Origin of the sequence: Nocardia sp. NBC_01327 (assembly GCF_035958815.1) — a bacterium.
In the GTDB taxonomy this organism is placed as follows: Bacteria; Actinomycetota; Actinomycetes; order Mycobacteriales; family Mycobacteriaceae; genus Nocardia.
The window spans coordinates 1,587,552-1,606,731 of record NZ_CP108383.1 but is presented as its reverse complement, the minus strand read 5'-3'; the positions used below and the strand labels follow the sequence as shown (position 1 = coordinate 1,606,731).

Genomic DNA, 19,180 nt, shown 5'->3' with positions numbered 1-19,180 from the left:
TTCCTCCCCGGCACACTACAGACCGGGAAGCTCGGCGATCTGGACCATTTCCTGGCCGCGGCTGCGGGAGACCAGGATGCCACGGCCGGGGGGCAGTTTCGAGGGGCGGACGTCGCCGATGATCTTGCCTTCGTCGCGGGGGCCGGACATGACCAGAGCGTCTACGGACATGTTCTTCATGACGCCCAGGACTCCGTCGTAGAGGGCGCGGGAGACGCCGCCGGTGCGGCGGGTGATGATCACGTGCATGCCGATATCGCGGGCCTGGGGCAGGTATTCGACCAGGGGGCCCAGTGGATTCTGGAGTCCGCCGGTGGCGACCATGTCGTAGTCGTCGATGATGATGTAGATCTCCGGCCCGGTCCACCAGCTGCGGTCGCGGAGCTGCTGCGGTGTGATGTCGGAACCGGGGATGCGCTTGGACAGGTAGTTCACGACCTCTTGGATCATGGCGCCGCAGGTCTGCGAGGACGTCGAATACCCGGCGAGCTGATCGCCTTCGAGCGTGCCCAGCAGGGTGCGGCGGTAATCGATGAGGATGACGCGAGCCTGATCGGCGGTGGAGTTCTCGGCGATGCCGCGAATGATATTGCGCAGCAGCGTGGTCTTGCCGCTCTCCACGTCCGCGAAGGCCATGAGATGCGGATCTGAGCCGAAATCCAGTACCAGCGGCGCCAATTCGGCCTCGCCGATGCCGACGACAATCTTGGTGGCGCTCGGCTGGATGCCGCGGGCGCGGGCCAGCTGCAGTACCTGCTCGCGCGGAATGTTCAGTGGCAGCATACGAACATCGGGAGCGCGGCGGTCACCGTACATCGCGGTCATCTGCGTCTTGGCGGCATTCACGCCTTCGGCCAGCGTCTGCGGATCGGTATCGGAATCCAAGCGCGGCAGGGCGATCAGCAGATGCAGCTGATCGGCGGTGAGGCCGCGACCCGGCCGGTTCAGCGGCACATTGATCGCCACCCGCCGGCCCATCTCGGAGTCGGACGGATCGCCGAGCCGCAGTTCGACGCGGGTGCCGATCATATCCTTGATCGCGGGCCGGATCTCGGCCCACCGGTTGGCGCCGAGCACCACGTGGATACCGTACGAGAGACCCTGTGCGGCAAGGCCGTTGACCTGGCCCTCCAGCGTGTCGAACTCCTCGCGGAAGGCGGCCCAGCCGTCGATCACCAGGAATACGTCACCGAACTTATCGGCCAGCACCGGGTCGTCGGTCGCGCCCGCGGCCAGAGCGGCATGCTTGCGCCGCCGGAACTCGGTCATGGATTCGATGCCGAGCTGGGCGAAGCGTTCCTCACGCTGCAGCAGCAGGGTGGCGAGTTCGGCAATGGTGCGCCGCGCCCGGTCGGAGTCGAGTTTGCTGGCGACCGAGCCGACGTGCGGCAGGCCGACCAGACCGGCCATGCTGCCACCACCGAGATCGATGCAGAAGAACTGCACCTGCTCCGGGGTATGGGTGGCCGCGGCGGCCATGACGATGGTGCGCAGCGCGGTGGATTTACCGGCCTGCGGACCGCCGACCACCGCCACATTGCCCTGTGCGCCACCGAGATTGATGGTCAGCACATCACGACGCTGCTCGTACGGCTTGTCGATGATGCCGATCGGCATCCACAGCTGGCCGTGCCGGTTGACCGACGACCGCCAGTCCGGATCCGGCAGCAGCATATCGACGGTGGGCGATTCCTCCAGCGGCGGCAGCCACACCTCGTGGGCGGGACGGCCGTGTCCGGTCAGTCGCTTGACCACGACCTGCAGCAGGCTGTCCGGAATACCCTCGTCGGCGGCGGGCGGCGGAGGCGGCAGCAGATCCAGCGGATCGAACGGGGTTTCCGGCAGCGCCAGCATCTCGACCGGTCCGGCGGTGAATTCGCGCGGCGGCGCCTCGGCGACCTCGCGGCCGTCCGCCTGCCGGGCGGTGCGCGGTGCGACATAGGGCCCGGAGACGTAGGTCGCGTTGAACCGCAAGGGATCCGAGGAGTCGCTCTTCAGGTAGCCCGAGCCCGGGATACCCGGCAGGTGGTAGGCATCGGTGATGCCCAGCACGGCGCGGGATTCATTGGCGGAGAACGTGCGCAGGCCGATCCGGTAGGACAGGTGTGAGTCGAGTCCGCGCATCTTGTTCTCCTCCAGCCGCTGCGAGGCGAGCAGAAGGTGCACGTGCAGCGACCGGCCGAGGCGGCCGATCATGACGAACAGGTCGGCGAAATCCGGCTTCTGCGAGAGCAATTCGGAGAACTCGTCGATGACGACGAAGAGTGCGGGTAGCGGGTCCAGCGGCACCCCGGCGGAGCGCGCCTTCTCGTATTCGGTGACATTCGCGAAATTGCCCGCGGTGCGCAGCAATTCCTGACGGCGGTTCATCTCACCGGCGAGCGCGTCGCGCATACGGTCGACGAGGGAGAGCTCTTCCTCGAGGTTGGTGATGACGGCCGCGACATGCGGCAGCGGATCCATACCGAGGAATGTCGCGCCACCCTTGAAGTCGACCAGCACCAGGTTCAGCTGATCCGGCGAGTGCGTGGCGACCATCGAAAGCAGCAGGGTGCGAAGGAATTCCGACTTACCCGAACCGGTGGCGCCGATGCACAGGCCGTGCGGCCCCATACCGTTCTCGGCCGATTCCTTGATATCGATCTCGACGGGCGTGCCGTCGGGTGTGATGCCGATCGGCACCCGCAGTCGCTCGCGACCCTGACGCGGCCGCCACACCTTGGCCGGATCGATCTGCGCGGCGTCCGGAATCTTCAGCAGTGACATGAGGCCCGGATCGCTGGTACTGGTGTTGTCGCCGAGGCTGACGATCTGTGCGGCGGTGGCAATGCGGAAGCGGGCGAGGCTGCGCGAGAAGGCCTCCGCCTCCGCCAGACTCACCTGGTCGGCAGTGGCGAACTTCTCGGTACCGGCGGCGCTCTTGGCGAAGACATCCCCGCCGGAGGCGACCAATTGCAGCCCACGGCGCGCGGCAAGGCTGTTCTCGGACGAGCTGAGGTCGATCACCGTGACCGCGTCCAGCCCGGATTCACTGATGAGCCGCTCGGTGCCGCTCACATATCCGTCGTCGATAATCACGACCAGATGCAAACGCCCCGCTGTCGGCTGCGGATTGCGCATGAACCGCCCGCGCTCGAGCAGGTCGTCGGCGAGCGCCGTCTCCAGCTCGCCGAGCGAGCGGTAGATCATGCGCGCCGCGCCCATACCGTCGCGCTGCGACGTATGTTGCAGGTGCGGAAGCCATTTCGCCCAGGACCAGTTCGCCGAATCCGGATCGGCGCATACGATCGCGACGGCGACGTGGTCCGGCCCGTGGAACGCGGTGAGCTCGATCAGCATGGCCCACACCATGCTTCGCGTATCCGCCGCCGGTCCCTCGACATTGATCGCGGGGAACGCCCGCAGCGATACCGCGGTCGGCAGATGATGCACCACGGAGTGGGTGCGCACGAATCGGCGCAAAGCCACAGTGGACACCGGCTCCAGATCCTCCAGCGGCCCGGTCTCCGGCCGCGCGAGTTTCGCTGCGAGCCGGTGCGTTCCGATCCCGACCCGCACATGCCCGAAGTCCGGATCATTGGGCCGCCGCTCCCACATGCGCCGCGTGCCGACTACCGAGAGCAGGTCGGCGGGCTCGGGATGACTCCAGACCAGCGTCTCGAGCTGCTTGAGCGCGGTACGCCGCACTTCCCGCCGAGTCTGGTCGAGATAGCGGAAGTAGTCCTTGCGCTCCTCGTTCAGCTCACCGGCGCTCTTGGCGCCGCCGCTCTTACCCATGAACATGCCGGCCATCGACATGATCATCATCATCGGGAACATCATCATCATCGGGTTGGACAGGATGGATTTACCCATCATGGCCATCATCCCGATCATGCCGATCATGGCGACGATCATCACCACCGGCATCAGCTTGCTGAGCAGCGAACCCGACACCGCCCGTGGGATTTCCGGCGGCGGGGTGAGCGCCATCTCGCCGCCGGGCGCGCGCGGCGGGGCGATGCGGGGTCTGCGGACGAAACCTTCGGTAGCCATGAGTGTTTCTCCGGTCGTTACGAGTCGAGGTCGGGCAGCTCGTCGTCGCGGCGTGCGCGGCGGAATGGAATCGACAGTGCGAGACCGATTCCCAGCGCGGCGAGGCAGACGATGGACCCGATGGTGGCGACGAGGCGCGGCAGCCGTGCGGGCCCTGCCGGCTTCTCGGGCGCGGGGAAGGCTCGGGCCTTATCGGCTCCGGCGCTCACCGGTTGGTCGGGCAGCTGTGCGGTCAGGGCGGCGAGCGGATCGATGAGTCCGTACCCGATGCGATCGTCGCGCCCGGTGCCGGGACCGTGCGCGGTGCGGGTGATCCGATCCATGACCTGCTGTGCGGTCATATCCGGAAATTTGGCGCGGACGAGAGCGGCGAGCCCGGCCACATAGGGTGCGGCGAAACTGGTGCCGTTGATCGGCGCCAAACCCGACTGGCCCACCACAGCATTGACCAGGCCGGTACCACCGGGCTTGCTGTCGAGCGAAGTGATATTGCGACCCACCGCAGCCACATCCACCCACGGCCCGTACAGCGTGAACTTCGACGGACTGCCGTCCGGGTCGACCGATCCGACCGTCAGCACATACGGATTGAACCAGGCCGGACTGGCCACGGTTTTCACCTTGCCCCAGCCGTTTTCGTCATTCTGCGTTCCGCATCCGGTGCTGCTGTCCACATTTCCGGCAGCGACCACCACCACCACATTGCGTTCGTAGGCGTAGCGGGTAGCGGCCCCGAGCGCGCCGTCGGCATTGTCGTTTCCCGCTGCGGAACAGGCGACTTCGGAGATATTGATGACCGTCGCGCCCATATCGACCGCACGCACCACGGCCGCCGCGAGGGTGAGCATATTGCCGTATCCGGACGTGCTGATGGCGCCGGGCTGTGAGTCGGTGTTCGCGTCTTTGGCCTTGTAGGCCTCACTGAACTGCCGGATGGCGAGAATCTGCGCATCCGGCGCGACGCCGACGAAGGCATCGTCCGCGCTGGGCTGTGCGGCGATGATGCCGGCGACGAAGGTGCCGTGCCCATCACAGTCGACTGTGCCGTCGCTATCGGACGAGACATAGTCACCGCCGGCCTGCAGACCGGGCAACCGCGGATGCCGGTTCACACCGGTGTCGATGACCGCGACCTTCTGCCCCGCGCCCCGGCTGAACTGCCATGCCGCGGACAGATCGAGCACACGCTGCGACACCGGTTCATCGCGCGGCGCGACACCGTTCAGCGCGGGTTCGGCGCAGGTCTGCCCCTGCTGGGTGGTCACCAGCGGCGCGGGCTTGGTGCTGAGCGCCTGCGCCTGTCCCAGTGCGCCCAGATCCACCGTCGGCGGCGCCACCGTCTCCAGCGGCCGCGCCGTCGCCGTCCCCTGCGGGCTCAGCAGCGCAACACCGAGAACGGCTGCGGCGCACAGTATTCGCGCCCAGCTTCCGGAGAGCGATCTCATATGTTGCGCGCCATCGAGTAGACATCGGCGAGCCACAGCACCAGCGGGACGATCGATACGATCAGGCCGTATTCGAAGATCTCGTTCAAGCGCCGGGTCACCGGGGTCACCTCGATGTGCGGACCGATCACGCCGAACACGATCGCGCCTATGGCGAAGGCGAGCAGCAGTCCGGCCGAGACGAGCAAATTGCCGGAATCGTCGAGTGCCAGCAGCACCACGAGTGCGATGAAAGTGGCACAGCCACCGGCGATCAGGACGCAGGCCTGCGTGAGATCCGCGAAGGCGCGGCCCCGCAGGCACAGGATGATGGTGACGACCACCGCGAGCGCAATGCCCTGCCAGCGCGCCGCACCGAGCGGATCAGCGGCCCCGAGCGCACCGGCGGTCGCGCCGATGGCGCTGCCCACCACCATGCCGGTCTGGAAGTGATTGGCGGTGCGAGCACGCAATCCGAGCCCGTGCGCCGACGGCAGTACGGTCGCGCCGATGGCCCCGATGCCCTCGATGGTCGGCCGCGGTTCGTGGTCGGCGGGATCGATGGCCTCACCCGCGGACGGCACCGGCGGCACCGGGAGCCTGGCCAGCATGGCGGCCAGTCGAGGCACCATCGACAGCAGCACGATCGAGGCAACCAGCACGCCCGCAGCGAGTTTCGGCAGGTCGGTGTCCCAGACCATGCGAACCGCGGCGGCCACGCCGAGGAATACGGCGGTGGTGACCACCGCCGCGACAATCGCCGCGCCCGCCCGGACCATCCGATAACCGATGATGGCGACCAGCAGCGCGGCCGAAGCGCCCAGCAGCACATGCGGACTGCCGAGCGAGCCCGGCACCGCCAGCGCGGCGCCACCGAAGGTGAGCAGCAGCAAGCACAGCATGAGCACTGTCGCGGTCAGCTCATCAGCGTATTTGCGTTGGGCGATCACGGCCGCGACCAAGGCGCCGACCCCCACGCCGAGCAGCATGATCGGTGCGACGAAATTATCGCCCGCACCACGCGATATCGCACCGAGCACCAGCGCGAACACCACGGCCACAATCGCGGCGGACAGTCCGGTCCAGCGCGCGGCGCCGGCCGACCAGCCACGGAATTCCTCTGTGGTGAGCCGGGATACCGCGTCGATCACATCGTCGAAGAGCGCGGGCGCTTCCTTGGCGGCGACGGATCGCAGCACGAGCAGCTCGCCGTCATAGACCTCAGCGTCATTGAGCGTCTGGCTGGGCGCGATCATGTCGCGACCGAGTTTGGCCAGCGTCCAATGCTGCGGCTGCAGCGGTGTTCCCCCCTCCTCGCCTCCGGTCGGATCCGGATTGCGAGATTCGATGAGCTGCACCAGATCGCCGATGAAAGCGGCGATCGGTGCGTTTGCCGGCAGACCGACGTCGAGCTGGGTATTCCCCCCGATGACGGACACTCGGCACAATTCGGGTTCAGCGGCGCCCAAGCCGCTGATCGACTGTGCGGTCACGTGTTGAACTGCTCCCTCACCCTTAGTAACAGTTGCCGCCCCAGGGCGGTTAACCATAATGTATCCGACTGTCCGCTACTGTGCGATCCGCACGGGTGGGTGGGGATTGTGAACGAAAGCCTAACCAGGTTCAACGAATTCGGGGTTCGACTACGATGATCGATACTCGCCAGGCACAACGCGCCTTCGACGCGGGGGTGCTCTCTCTGGGGTTGAGCATCGACGGGCAGGAGTCCAACAAGGACCTCGAGTACGCGAAGCTGGCCTTTCAACGCGCCACCGAGTGGGACCCCACCATGTGCGACGCCTGGCTCGGCCGGGCCGTAGCCGGTGAGGTAACCAAGGACGTTCTGTACAACCTGTACAAGACCAGCACCACCTCGCTGGCCCGGGAGCAGCGCCGGTTGGGGCTGCCGCCGCGGGTGCTTGCTGGACGTTTCCTGCCGGGCCTCTACATCGATTACCCGCTGTCCAGTTTCACCGAAATCTGGCTCGCCTACGCCGCACATCTCATTACCGACAAGCAGTTCGACGAGGCCGAGATCGTGCTCGACGAGCTGGCCAAGCACCGCCGCGCGCGAGCGGGCGAACCGGACTTCGAAATCGACGGCCGGGTCAGCTCTTACGTACGCGGCATCCTGCACTACAACACCCAGCGCTGGCCGGACGTCATGACGGTGCTCGCCGGATCGGACGCCTGGGAAGATCCCTATCTGGCCGCTGGCGCACATGTGATGGTCGGCACAGCCTGTGCGCAATTGGGACTGTTCGGCGAGGCCATTCGCCGCATGGAAAAGGCCGAGGCCGGTCCGATTCCGGCGGCCCGCACCGCCGCCATGTTCTGCCGCGGCCTGTGCCTGCGCGAGAACGGCGAGGCCGACGAGGCGCAGTCGCTGTTCGAGAAGGTGTACTCGCAGGCACCGGATTTCGATGCCAATACCGCCGCCATGCGCGACCGCACCTATCGCATCACCATCACCTCCAAGGAGGTGATCGACGCCCGCACCGATAAGTGGGATCCGGCCACCGCCGCATCGCTGGAGGAGAAGAAGCAGGCCGAGAACGAGGACCGCGCCAAGACGATCCTGGCCGAGGCGCGCGCCGAACTGGATAGGCAGATCGGCCTCACCGCGGTGAAAACCCAGGTGGCCAAGCTGCAATCGAGTGCGCAGCTCGCGCGCATCCGTGCCGAGAAGGGCCTGTCGAGCTCCGCGCGCGGTCAGCACCTGGCCTTCACCGGCCCGCCCGGAACCGGTAAGACCACCATTGCCCGCGTGGTCGCCAAAATCTATTGCGGCCTGGGAATTCTCAAGACCGAGAAGGTCGTCGAGACCAAGCGCTCCGACTTCGTCGGCCAGCACCTCGGCTCGACCGCGATCAAGACCGACAAGCTGATCGATACCGCCATGGACGGCGTGCTCTTCATCGACGAGGCGTACACGCTGATCCAGACCGGACTTTCGGGCGGTGACGCCTTCGGCCGCGAGGCCGTGGACACGCTGCTGGCCCGCATGGAGAACGACCGCTCGCGCCTGGTGGTCATCATCGCCGGCTATGACGGCGAGATCGATCGCTTCCTGGCCGCCAATGACGGTCTGGCGTCCCGCTTCTCCAAGCGCCTGCAATTCCCGTCCTACACCGCGCCCGAACTCGGCGAAATCGGTCAGGTCATTGCCAATTCGCGCGATTCGGAGCTGTCCGAGGGCGCGCTGCAGCAGCTGGTGCACACCTGCCAGAAGCTGTACGACCTGGAGAGCACCGATCAGAGCGGGCTGTCCCGCCGCGGTGTGGATATGGCCGGCAACGGCCGTTTCATCCGCAACCTCATCGAAGCCGCTGAGGAAGAACGCGAATTCCGGCTCGCCAATGACGAGTCGATCGACCTGAGCGAGATCGACGAGGCCGCGCTCATGCGCATCGAAGCCCCCGATATGAAGGCCGCGCTGACCACGCTGCTCACCTCGCTCGGCCTGTCATCTGCCACAGACTGAGGGGGGCTCGCTGTGACCAATCCCGAACTGCGTTCGGATGAACTCTGGTTGTTCCGGGCGCTACCGCTGCGCCTGGTCATACCGGTGGCGCTGGTGGGGGTACTGGCCTCGCTGATCGCCGTCGCCTGCCATACACCATGGTGGGCAATAGCTTTGGCGGGCGGACTGCCCGTCGTGATCGGGCTGGCCCCGGTGCGCCGCAAGCCGATCGGCCTGCGCCTGGGCAGCTGGGTGGCCTTCCGCTGGCGGCAGTTCGGCCACCGCGCGGTGGACGAGTCGACCCAGTTCGACGTCCCGCTGCCCGACGGCGGCAGCTACGGATTGCGCTGGGACGGAACGCTGCTCACCACCATGCTGCGCATCGACACCCCGCCCGACACCCTGACCCTGCTGCGTCGCGGCTCACTGAGCACCGATCAGCTGCTGCCGCTGGCCGAAATCGCCTCCTGCCTCAGGCAATACGATGTCGAGCTGGATTCGGCCGATGTGATCAGCACGGGTACCCGCACGGCGGGCACCGAGGCCGTGCTCTCGGGCTACGCCGCCAGCATCGCGCCGCTGGGCCGCCTGTACGACGAAATCCTGGGCCCGCTACCGGCTATCGCACACCGCACGGTGTGGCTGGTGCTGCGCCTGAACCCGCTGACCAATACCAAGGCTGTGCACAACCGCGGCGGCGGCCCGGAGGGCGCACTGCGCGCGGCCATCGTCGCCACCCGCCGCGTCGCCAATCGCCTTGCTGCTCGCGGCATTACGGCTTCGGTGCTCACCACGTCCGAAATGACCGCCGCCACCCGCGAATTGACCCGGGGCATCCCGCTCAACGAATTCGTGGAAACCCCGAAGTACCTCGAACACAATGGTGTTCACCTCACCAGCTTCCAGGTCGACCCCGCGCTCTTCACCGCGGACGGCCTGGCCTCGGTCTGGTCGGTACGCAGCCTGGCCACCACGGTCACCGTGCGCTTGCGCCCCGCCCCGTCCACCACGCCCGACCGCCAGGACGAGTTCATCGAAGTCGACGCCCGAGTCCGCTACGACACCCCCCAGTCCTTCGACGAGCCGCCCGTCCTCGGCCTCCGCGAACTCCCCCAGCGCCAACTATGGGCGCTCACAGACACTCTCGCGTTCGGCGCCCAGGAACTGCAGACCCGCACCCACCGCGGCCCGGTGAGCGCCCTGGCCGATATCGCGGTGCCCACAGCCGGCTGCGGCCAGCTCATCGGGGCCGACGCCACCGGCCGTGGAATCGCAGTACCCCTCATCGGCAACGGTTCCCGCCGCATCGACATCATCTCCGACCTGCACCTGGCCCAACAGGTCATCCTCCGCGCCATCGCCCTCGGCGCCGGCGCCGTAGTCCACACCGCCCGCCCCTGGGCCTGGCAGAACATGGTCACCAATGTCGGTGCCACCCACGCCCTCTCCCTGGCCTCCTCGGTCACCCACAGCTCCCGCAACAGCGTCATGACCTCCCGCGCCCCCAACCCCGCCGCCACCGTCATCGTCTTCGACGGCGTCCCCTCCACCGCCCCACCCGGCTCGGCCACCGTCATCACCCTCCACGAAACCCTCCCCCCGAACTACCAGCCCGACGCCGACGTAACAATCGTCCAGCACCCCGACGCACCACACACCGTCACGGTCCACACCCCGGCGCGGAGAACCACGGCGCAGCTGGTCACCACCCCGACGGAACAGCACTACATCGGCGGCGACATCAGCTACCGCTGAATCATTTGACGCCCTTGCGCAATACGGGCAGCAGCTTGTCGAGCAGGATCCGCTCGGAGGCATCAGTCCAATTGCGCAGGGCATCAATTGCTTTGGGGTCGTCGAGCACCAGCACCGTGGCATGCCGCATGGTGACTTCCAAGGGCAAATTCACCAGTCCACCGCCACCGGCGGACGTGTCGCTGCGTACCGCGAGCAAGTAGCCGGAGTCGAGTTGACTGAGCAGAGTCGGATCCCCCGCCGGATCTTTCACCATCACACGTGGCGTCGGCTCGTTCCCATTACGCACGCACGTATTGTTGTAGACGAAACCGAGAGCTTCGAAAAAAGCAGCCTGCGGGCTGGGCTTCAGATGCACGGCAACCGTCGCTTCGTAGCCTCCTTCACCCGTGATGTCCACTGCTGCAATTATTTTCCCGAGGAACGCCGGATTCTGCTGCCGCGCCTCCGCCACGTTCCCCGGCGCGGCAACGGTCGTGGCCGTCGGCGCAGCCGTCGAACCCGGCTCGCCGGAGTCATAACCTCGAACAGCCCACAGACCGATCCCGGCAACGAGCGCCAATGCCGCCGCAGCGGCAACGAGCGCGATCAATCGCTTTTTCCGGGCACCCGGTTTCACCCGGACCTTCAGCGCTTCGGCGTCGAATGGAGTTGCGGTCGAATGGTTTCCGCCTGAGGAAACCCTTTCAGGTCGGGTAGCGGCCGATGCCGGCGATACCCCGTACCGGAGTGCGAGTTCGAGTGCGTGGGTGAATTCGCGGCAGGTGTCGAAGCGCCGGGCCGGATCTTTTGCCATCGCGATCGCGAGTACCTGGTCCAGGGCGGGCGGCAACCCCGGAAGGACGATGGTGATGCGCGGCGGAGGCTCGTACAGATGCCCCGTCATCACCAGCGCCGCTTGCGTTCCCGGATAGGGATTACGTCCGGTAAGCAGTTTGTAGAACGAGCACGCCAAGCTGTAGATGTCGGTGTGCCTACTCAGCTCCCCGCCTGACAATTGCTCAGGCGCGGCATAGGCGATGGTGGCGACGAACTCCCCGGCCGCAGTGAGTTCGCTGGTGTCCTGCATGGACTTGGCGACACCGAAATCGGTGAGTAGCACACGTTCTTCATCACCGTCGACGGCCGAGAGGTCGACCGCCGAGAGCAGGAAGTTCGCGGGCTTGATATCACGGTGCAGCAACCCACGGCGGTGCGCGTGATCCAGGCCCCGTCCCACCTCTGTGACTATCCGCAGCGCTCGCTCCGGCGTCATGCCTGCCGGATACCGCTTCATGGCTGCCGACGCATCGGTGCCGTCCACGAATTGCATGGCAATCCAGAGCTGCCCGTGATCGGCACCGCGGTTGTACACCGAGACGATATTCGGATGATCAAGGCCGGAGGCCAGATTGGCCTCCCGCTCGAATCGCGCCCGGAACTCCGCGTCCCGAGTCATCTCGTCGCTGAGCACCTTCAAGGCATCCCACCGCGGCAGACTCGGGTGCTTGCCGAGATACACCGTCCCCATACCGCCCGCGCCAAGCACACGCTCGATGCGATAACCGCCGACGATTGCCCCCGGCCCGATATTCATGAATCCTGCTCCCGCTCTACATCCACGCACTATTGGTCAGCAGCGCGTACTGCGCCGCAGCGCGCTGATGTGCGTCTTGCAGTTGCGCACTGAACACGCGACCTACGTAGCGGTCGTATCGCACGACGCACGAGAACCGGGTCTTCGGGTTGCCGCCGGCATCGACCGAGGATTCGTGGCAGAACGAGTCCGGTACACCGGGCGGCGCATCGGTGTTGTTCTTGAACAGCAACCCGTAACCGTCTTCGAGCTTCTTCGCTGCGGCACGGTCCGGAACTCGCATCAGCTGTGTGCCCTCGGCAGTTTCGGACACCTTGTCGACTCGGGCGGCACCCATCAGGTCCCGCCAGACCTCCGGCTGTGAGGCCCTGTGCAGAAAGCCACGCGGGATGAGAACACTGTCATGCCCAATAGCCAGGAACTGGTCGTCCTCCGGGTGCAGGGTCCGGCGGAACATCGCCTGCGCATCCGCATCCGGCCTGAAATGCAGCAGGTCGCGGGCAGAAAGCGGCGGCAGTTGGTCCAGTAGCGGCAGCTCGGCGGCCAGCGCCTTCCTGGTCATATCCGTCAGTGGGCCGAGATCGGGCGCGGGACTCTTCACGAAGGTGGCGATCACATAGCTGCCGTGCGCCAGGGTCGCACCCAACGTCGGAATACCGGGCCGCCAGTGGGCTTTCGCATCTGGATACCCATCCAGACTGACCGCGACATTGGTATCCGCCACCGCGAAGTCCGCCGCATCCATCTCCTGGGCGGCCTTGGTGGCCGATCCGGCATCCGGGAACTGTATGACGCTGAGATCCACGATCGTACCGTCTGCTGCCGCGGTTCCGTCCTCGTCCTTATTGACATCGCGCTGCAGCGAACTGTTGTCCGGAGCGGCTTCCGCCGTAGACGCGGACATCGAGAAGCCGAACGTCATATGGTTTCGATCGACCGCTGGGACCTCGGCCTCGCTGATCAGAAAGTCGATATCCGAAATCTGCGTGATCGCCCGCCCACTGCGCCCGAATTTCAGGCTCGGATCGATCTCCAGCCCGTCTGCGACATGATCGGCCAGTCGCATAATGGCGAGGGCCTGGTTGTTATCCGGCGTCGGATTGTAGTTCGCGCGATAGTCGAACGGATCGATCGGGTAGGTGCCGATATCCAGTTTCCTGATATCGATCTCACCGGCCACCGGCGTCCCCGAAACACTGCCGCAGCCGGTAAGCAGGGCAGTGGACAGGGCTACGAGCGCGAGTAACCAGAATCGACGAGCATGCGTTTTCATCGGGTACCGCCTACTTGTTCCGGGCGAGAATGGCGTACTGGGCGGAAATGCGCTGGTGCACCTCGGGTAGCTGCTCGCCCCACATCTGCGCCACATATCGGCCGAACGTCACAGTGCAGTAGTACGGGATCGCACCGTATTCGGGTCCGTGATACTTCTGGCACCGCGCATTGGGCAGACCTGGTGGCGAGTCGGCCGTGACCAGGTGTTTGTCGGATAGTTCGTTGTCGAAATATTCCTTGGCGGACTTGGCATCTCGAGTACGCAGCAGTAAGCCCGCATCGGAGACGACCCGATCGACTCCGTACCGCTCGAAGGTCCGGCCGGTTTTATCGGGGTCCTCGCGCAGCTGCAGGTAGCCGTGTGCGCCGTATACGCCGGGCATATTCATGAACGAATCGCCCTTCGGCCGCCGCAGCGAAATCCGCAGCAACCCATCGGGATCCAGCGGCGTACCGGCAAGTTTCGCGGCAGGCGTCGGCTCGAACGACTTCACTTTCTCGGAGGTGACCGTGATCGCCTTGTCCGCGAGCGACTCCAGCAATCCCTGATCCGAGACCTTCAGCGTGACGTTCTCCTGGTCCTGGACCGTAGTGACGAGCACCAATTTGCCTGTTGCATAGAAGGAAACGAGCGCCTGCACATCAGGAATCCAGTAGGCATTCGCATCCGGATGACTCGGCGACCTGGCCTGCGCAAACGAACTTGCCCCGGCATCCGGGCCGCGCTGCGCCAGAGCGGCCTGCGCCGCTCGCGCTTGCACATCGGTCTCGAACATCAGCGCAGATACGGATAGGCGATAACCGACCTCTTCGGTTTCGCCTGTGGTAGCGAAGCCTGCGATGAAACCCTTTGCCAGGTCATCGAACCCGTCCGGCTTCACCCACCCGAACATCGGACTGTTGTGCCCGCCGTCACTGGGTGCCAGGAAGGCATGCACGTCAGTCGAATCGTTGAGTTTCAAGCCCGCGTCGATCTCCGAGGGCAGCGGCATCAGATCACCCAACCGCTCCGCCTGGAAGACCCGCGCCACGAATACCGGTTGCGGCGGCGCGTAGTCCTCAGGCGCGGATCGAAAGCTGCCCACGTCGAGCTTGCCGAGATCAACCGGCGGTTCCGCCGCTGCGGCACCGGAATCGGACCCGCACGACGTAGTTGCCGCCAGCGCAACCGCCATCAACAGAGCCGTCAGACTCCCCCGTAACGCCCCCACGAACTGCCTCCAAGCAATCGACGTACCAGTACCGGACCAGCAAGAACCGGTCCAGCGGCGCCGCCCCGACAGCCTCGCCCCATAATGCACAGCGTCGCCGGCACAGCGCGATGGACTCCACCGTGTCGTGAGCAGACGGGGCGAATCTATCGTGATCGGTGTGGGTTCCGCCATCCAAGGGCAGCCGGGGCGACCTTGACGGGCGCACAGTCGAACCGTACGACCAGTACACTTTGCACACTAGAACGAGGGAAGATCAGCAAGCGGTATCAGTGGGGGCGGGCAGTAGATGCGGCACGGCTTGGGGAACCGGCGGGGGTCGGCCCGATTGCGACTACGCACCACGATGGGTGCGGTTTTCACGATTGCCGTACTGGCGAGTTCGGGGTGTGGCTCCGAATCGGTTGCGGCTGCGGAGAATCCGGTCGATCTGAGCAAGCTCAATGTGGGCAGCTACTCGTCGAGGCCGCAGGATCGGGTGTTCAAAGATCCGGCACGCACAGCCCGGACTATGGAGGCTCTACGACTGGGCAACATCATGCCGCTGCCACAGGAGGTCGACCCATCACTGCGGTACCACTCCTCCTTTACCCACCCCTTCGTGGATGTCGAATCCTTCGCCGGTGACCCGGTATTCGGCTATTTCAACATCACTGATTTCTCGGCCAACACGGCAGGATTGGTCGCGGGCTTCTCCACTTCGGGACAGTCGAACGACGACAGCTACATCGCGACCGAACTCACGGATGCCGTCATGATCTTCGATACCGCAGACGCCGCCGGCTCAGCCGCAACGGCCCTCGCTCGAAGCGGGTTCGACAATCGTTTCGGCACGAACGACAGCACTGAGCCAGCACAATCCACTCAGTACCCGACCGCGCACCTCTCCTGGATCCCCAAGTATCAGGAGCTCGCGTCCTGGTATGCGACAGGACAATTCGTCATTATCACCCTCGTCAGCGATCAGGCGAACAGCGCTCTGAAAGTATCCGACCAAGCTAGTCTGCGGGCGCTCTCCGATAAGGCGATCACCGTCACGGCCGACCGGCTGAAGTCCTTCCAGCCGACCTTCCCGGATAAACTGGCGTCCCTTCCAACCGACCCGCAAGGCATGCTCCGGCTGACGTTGCCACTGCCGACGGGGGACAACACCGCTTACCCCTTCGACGGAACACTTGACCGGCACGGGGCCCTGCACAAGGTCGACGATCCCGACAGAGCCCCGGCGCGATTCGAAAAAGCCGGGGTGGATTTCGTGAGTTACGGTGCCGGAAGACTGGTGCGCACTCGTGACGCCGCAGCCGCTCAAACCTACGTCGATGAGATCTCTATCGATAGATTCCAGCAGCGAGTCGACCCACCGCCCGGACTGCCGACGGCGCGATGCAGCAAATACTACGAACGTAGACCATTCGTTCCCAACTTTCATTGCTACGTCGCCTACCAGCGCTATGCCATCGAAATCTGGTCCGATCAGCAACAAGATCTGTATCAGCGTATTTCGGCGCAGTACGCGATTCTCGCCAACAGCAAATAGGGGCAGCAGTGGAGTTCTTCAGCAATCGCCGCCGCACTGCCGGAGTGGCTTTCAGCGCACTCGCGTTCGTCTTGACTTCAGCAGTGCTCGCCAGCTGTGGGAGCAGTACGGACGGAACGGCTGTCGCAGGCGAGATCGACGTGCGGAAGCTCGCGGTCGGTACCTATCCGACCATCCCTGCCGACCTCCGAGGCACGTACCGGCACGAGGCTCTCAGTGGGGAGCAACTCGCGGTCGCGCGGCTGGCGGACGCAGTCGCAACAGGTCCGGACGTCGATCCCAGTTTTGCCCATGGCGTCATGCAATGGTCCATCACCACATTGGGGTCGATATCTTCTGTGCTTGCGAGTGTGACCGAGCCGGTGGCGGAGCGCAATAACATGATGTTCGGCTACAGCGCATCGGCCAGCACTCGTCCATTGCCCGACACCGGCGACCCAAGTGCCTACGGCATCTTTCATCCTTTCGGTGGTGGGCATACGGATCCTGATGCCACCTCCTTCAATATCACCGCGCTGCAGTTCCCGAGCGCGCAAGAGGCCGAGTCGGCCGCCACACAAATGGAGGCAGCCGACTTCGACGTGGCAGCCGACCTGAACACGCATATCACCCTGGACAAGTATCCGAGCGCTAAAGCTCATTGGCGGCAGGGCATTCCATCGATGGTTGCCACCCTCGCCTACGGCCAGTATGTCGTAAATGTATTCGTTCAGCTGCCGAAACCTGAGCTCGCCGGGCTGAAGGATCTCATCGAGAAGGTGTATGCCGCGCAAGTACCGCTGCTCGACCAAACTCCTCCGCTGTCTGCCAGGGAAGTGTTGTTCCTGGACTACGACCCCTACGCAATGCTGCGCCGAACCCTGCACCCCGACAAACTCCTTCGTCCAGACGCGGACGCCGAAGCGACCCGGACACCTCGCGGTTACCTGCACTATGTCGATGATCAAGTCGCCTGGAAGCGACTGCTCGACGACAACAGAGTGGATCGAATTGCCACTGCCCAGAAAGGTGCGCTACTACTGCGAACCCCTGACACGAAGGCCGCTACCGCTTTATGGGCTGGAATCAACGGCCTCATGACCGGTACGGCAGACAAGCCCGCGAACGTCCCCGACGTCGCCTGCGCCGAGAACCCGAAGCCTAAGCGCGACAGCTACAACAACTACTGGGACGAGCCCGACCGCTTCATCTGCACTCTGCGCTACGACCGCTACGTCGCACGCGTCGCCGGCGCGCAGTTGGCGGATGTCCATCAGCGTGCCGCCGCACAGTATGCCCTGCTGGCCAACAGTCAGTACCTGTAAGGAATCCACATGAGTATCGGACCGGGCTCCATCGTCGGCGGCTACCGCATCGAACGCGTGCTGGGCACAGGTGGCATGGGCACGGTGTATCTGGCCAAGCACCCGGAACTCCCGCGCTGGGATGCACTCAAAGTGCTCAGCCCGCAGTTCAGCACCAACGACGAGTACCGTGCGCGCTTCGAGCGTGAGGCGAATCTGGCTTCCGCACTGGACCATCCGAATATCGTCTCGATCTACAACCGCGGCGAGGACCACGGCCAATTGTGGATCGCCATGCAGTACGTCAACGGTATCGACGCGGCGGATGCCGCCGCGCAGAAGTCGACCTCGATGACGCCGTGGCGCGCGCTGCACATCACGACCGAAGTCGGCCGGGGACTCGATCACGCGCATCGCCGCGGTCTGCTGCACCGTGATGTCAAGCCTGCGAACTTCCTGCTCTCAACCGGTGACCACGGCGAAGAGCGGGTACTACTCACCGATTTCGGTGTAGCCAAATCCACTGACGACACGAATGAGCTCACTCAGGCCGGCGCCTTCGTCGCTACTATCGCCTACGCTTCACCTGAACAACTGAGCGGGGAGCGGCTGAACCATCGCGCCGATATATACAGCCTCGCCTGCTCGTTCTTCCGACTCGCCACCGGCCAAAACCCTTATCCGGGAAACCAACCGGCCATGGTGATGATCGGACACCTGCACGAGCCTCCGCCTCGGCTCACTGCCGTAGACCCCACACTGCCCGCCGATATCGACAAAGTGCTCGCCGTGGCCATGGCTAAGAACCCGGCGGACCGGTTCGAGACCTGTCACGACTTCACCGCCGCTTTGAAATCTGTTCTCGAATACGGGGTTTCCGACCTCTCGATGGACACCGTGCCACAGCATCGACCCGCCGTGATCGGTGCGAGTGAACCATCGGCACTCCGAGCTCGGACTGGGAACGACTCAGCAAACGATGATTTCGCTGAATCGGGCGACTCGGTCGATTCGAAACCGAACCACCCCCGGCGTGGAGTACTCATAGGGACGGTTGCCGCGACGGCGATCGCTCTGGCCACAGGTGTGGGAGTGTGGGCCACACAGCACAATTCTGCGGCTTCCACCGCATCGGGTGTAGTCGCCCCGACGTCGGTATCCGAGGCTCGTGCACAGAATCCCGCCTTTGCCGGGAAATTCATCGGGGCCGTTAATATCTGGGGCCAGCACGGCCAGGACCCCTCGATGAGCGTCGACTTGAAACCAGGCCCTCAGGCAAAGTTCTTCGAGGATCTGGGATTCACCTACAACCCGAAGTTCAACAGTCAGGGTAATGAGCCCAACCCCCGGCCAGCCAACTCCGGAACATTTCCTCAGTATGACGCGATGTCCGGAGTGGACACAGGCTATGTACTAGCCGTGCGTAGTGATGCCGATGCGGGCGGCGGCAGCCTTGTGAATCTTCCGGCCGCCGTCACCGCCAGCACTGCCACTGTCATCGTCCTCGATGATCCGCAGGCCGTTGCCGCGTTGACGGAGTGGTCGACAGGCTCAGAAAAAGTGCTGCTCGAAAAGCTGCTCCCGATCCTGCACGCAACCGTAAAATAATCCGAACTCGTCT

General features: G+C 64.7%; 11 protein-coding genes. 5 read left to right on the top strand and 6 right to left on the bottom strand.

What is annotated here, in order from left to right:
• Window positions 1-15: 15 nt before the first annotated feature.
• Genes eccCa through eccD form a run of 3 tightly spaced genes read right to left on the bottom strand, consistent with a single transcriptional unit; the run spans window position 16 to window position 6,952 of the window.
• Window positions 16-4,035 (bottom strand): type VII secretion protein EccCa, encoded by a 4,020-nt coding sequence (gene eccCa, locus OG326_RS06880; RefSeq protein ID WP_327143767.1) that lies wholly within the window; start codon window positions 4,033-4,035, stop codon window positions 16-18.
• A 17-nt stretch (window positions 4,036-4,052) separates the two neighbouring features.
• Entirely contained in the window at window positions 4,053-5,480 is a 1,428-nt protein-coding gene (gene mycP, locus OG326_RS06875; RefSeq protein WP_327143766.1) for a type VII secretion-associated serine protease mycosin, read from the bottom strand.
• Window positions 5,477-6,952 (bottom strand): type VII secretion integral membrane protein EccD, encoded by a 1,476-nt coding sequence (gene eccD, locus OG326_RS06870; RefSeq protein WP_327143765.1) that lies wholly within the window; start codon window positions 6,950-6,952, stop codon window positions 5,477-5,479. The genes mycP and eccD overlap by 4 nt, the downstream gene beginning before the upstream one ends.
• Before the next feature lie 155 nt (window positions 6,953-7,107).
• Between eccD and eccA the strand changes: the two genes are divergently transcribed.
• Both eccA and eccE read left to right on the top strand, forming a co-directional pair.
• Window positions 7,108-8,943 carry a type VII secretion AAA-ATPase EccA gene (gene eccA / locus OG326_RS06865; protein ID WP_327143764.1) on the top strand — a complete coding sequence of 612 codons (1,836 nt, stop codon included), beginning with the start codon at window positions 7,108-7,110 and terminating at the stop codon, window positions 8,941-8,943.
• Window positions 8,944-8,955: 12 nt separating this feature from the next.
• Window positions 8,956-10,677, top strand: coding sequence for a type VII secretion protein EccE (gene eccE / locus OG326_RS06860; RefSeq protein WP_327143763.1), 1,722 nt, complete (start codon window positions 8,956-8,958; stop codon window positions 10,675-10,677).
• Window position 10,678: 1 nt separating this feature from the next.
• Here eccE and OG326_RS06855 read toward each other — a convergent pair whose 3' ends face one another.
• From OG326_RS06855 to OG326_RS06845, 3 genes are read right to left on the bottom strand one after another with little or no spacing between them, the layout of a single operon-like run.
• On the bottom strand, window positions 10,679-12,253 hold the full coding sequence (locus OG326_RS06855; protein ID WP_327143762.1) for a serine/threonine-protein kinase: 1,575 nt from the start codon (window positions 12,251-12,253) through the stop codon (window positions 10,679-10,681).
• 16 nt (window positions 12,254-12,269) lie between these two features.
• Window positions 12,270-13,526, bottom strand: a complete 1,257-nt coding sequence (locus OG326_RS06850) for a DUF7373 family lipoprotein (protein WP_327143761.1) — start codon at window positions 13,524-13,526, stop codon at window positions 12,270-12,272.
• A 10-nt stretch (window positions 13,527-13,536) separates the two neighbouring features.
• Window positions 13,537-14,913, bottom strand: coding sequence for a DUF7373 family lipoprotein (locus OG326_RS06845; RefSeq protein WP_327143760.1), 1,377 nt, complete (start codon window positions 14,911-14,913; stop codon window positions 13,537-13,539).
• Between the two features lie 172 nt (window positions 14,914-15,085).
• On the opposite strand from OG326_RS06845, the gene OG326_RS06840 reads away from it, so the two are divergent.
• From OG326_RS06840 to OG326_RS06830, 3 genes are read left to right on the top strand one after another with little or no spacing between them, the layout of a single operon-like run.
• Window positions 15,086-16,276 carry a DUF7373 family lipoprotein gene (locus OG326_RS06840; RefSeq protein WP_327143759.1) on the top strand — a complete coding sequence of 397 codons (1,191 nt, stop codon included), beginning with the start codon at window positions 15,086-15,088 and terminating at the stop codon, window positions 16,274-16,276.
• Window positions 16,277-16,284: 8 nt separating this feature from the next.
• Complete coding sequence (locus OG326_RS06835) at window positions 16,285-17,580, top strand: DUF7373 family lipoprotein (protein WP_327143758.1); 1,296 nt, start codon at window positions 16,285-16,287, stop codon at window positions 17,578-17,580.
• Window positions 17,581-17,589: 9 nt separating this feature from the next.
• On the top strand, window positions 17,590-19,167 hold the full coding sequence (locus OG326_RS06830; RefSeq protein WP_327143757.1) for a serine/threonine-protein kinase: 1,578 nt from the start codon (window positions 17,590-17,592) through the stop codon (window positions 19,165-19,167).
• The last annotated feature ends 13 nt before the right edge of the window (window positions 19,168-19,180 follow it).

Bases quoted from the DNA above. Each gene is read 5' to 3' on its own strand.
- OG326_RS06845 (WP_327143760.1), bottom strand. From the start codon at position 14,913: ATGGCGGAACCCACACCGATCACGATAGATTCGCCCCGTCTGCTCACG.
- eccA (WP_327143764.1), top strand. From the start codon at position 7,108: ATGATCGATACTCGCCAGGCACAACGCGCCTTCGACGCGGGGGTGCTC.
- OG326_RS06855 (WP_327143762.1), bottom strand. From the start codon at position 12,253: ATGAATATCGGGCCGGGGGCAATCGTCGGCGGTTATCGCATCGAGCGT.
- OG326_RS06850 (WP_327143761.1), bottom strand. From the start codon at position 13,526: ATGAAAACGCATGCTCGTCGATTCTGGTTACTCGCGCTCGTAGCCCTG.
- OG326_RS06840 (WP_327143759.1), top strand. From the start codon at position 15,086: ATGGGTGCGGTTTTCACGATTGCCGTACTGGCGAGTTCGGGGTGTGGC.
- eccCa (WP_327143767.1), bottom strand. From the start codon at position 4,035: ATGGCTACCGAAGGTTTCGTCCGCAGACCCCGCATCGCCCCGCCGCGC.
- OG326_RS06830 (WP_327143757.1), top strand. From the start codon at position 17,590: ATGAGTATCGGACCGGGCTCCATCGTCGGCGGCTACCGCATCGAACGC.
- mycP (WP_327143766.1), bottom strand. From the start codon at position 5,480: ATGAGATCGCTCTCCGGAAGCTGGGCGCGAATACTGTGCGCCGCAGCC.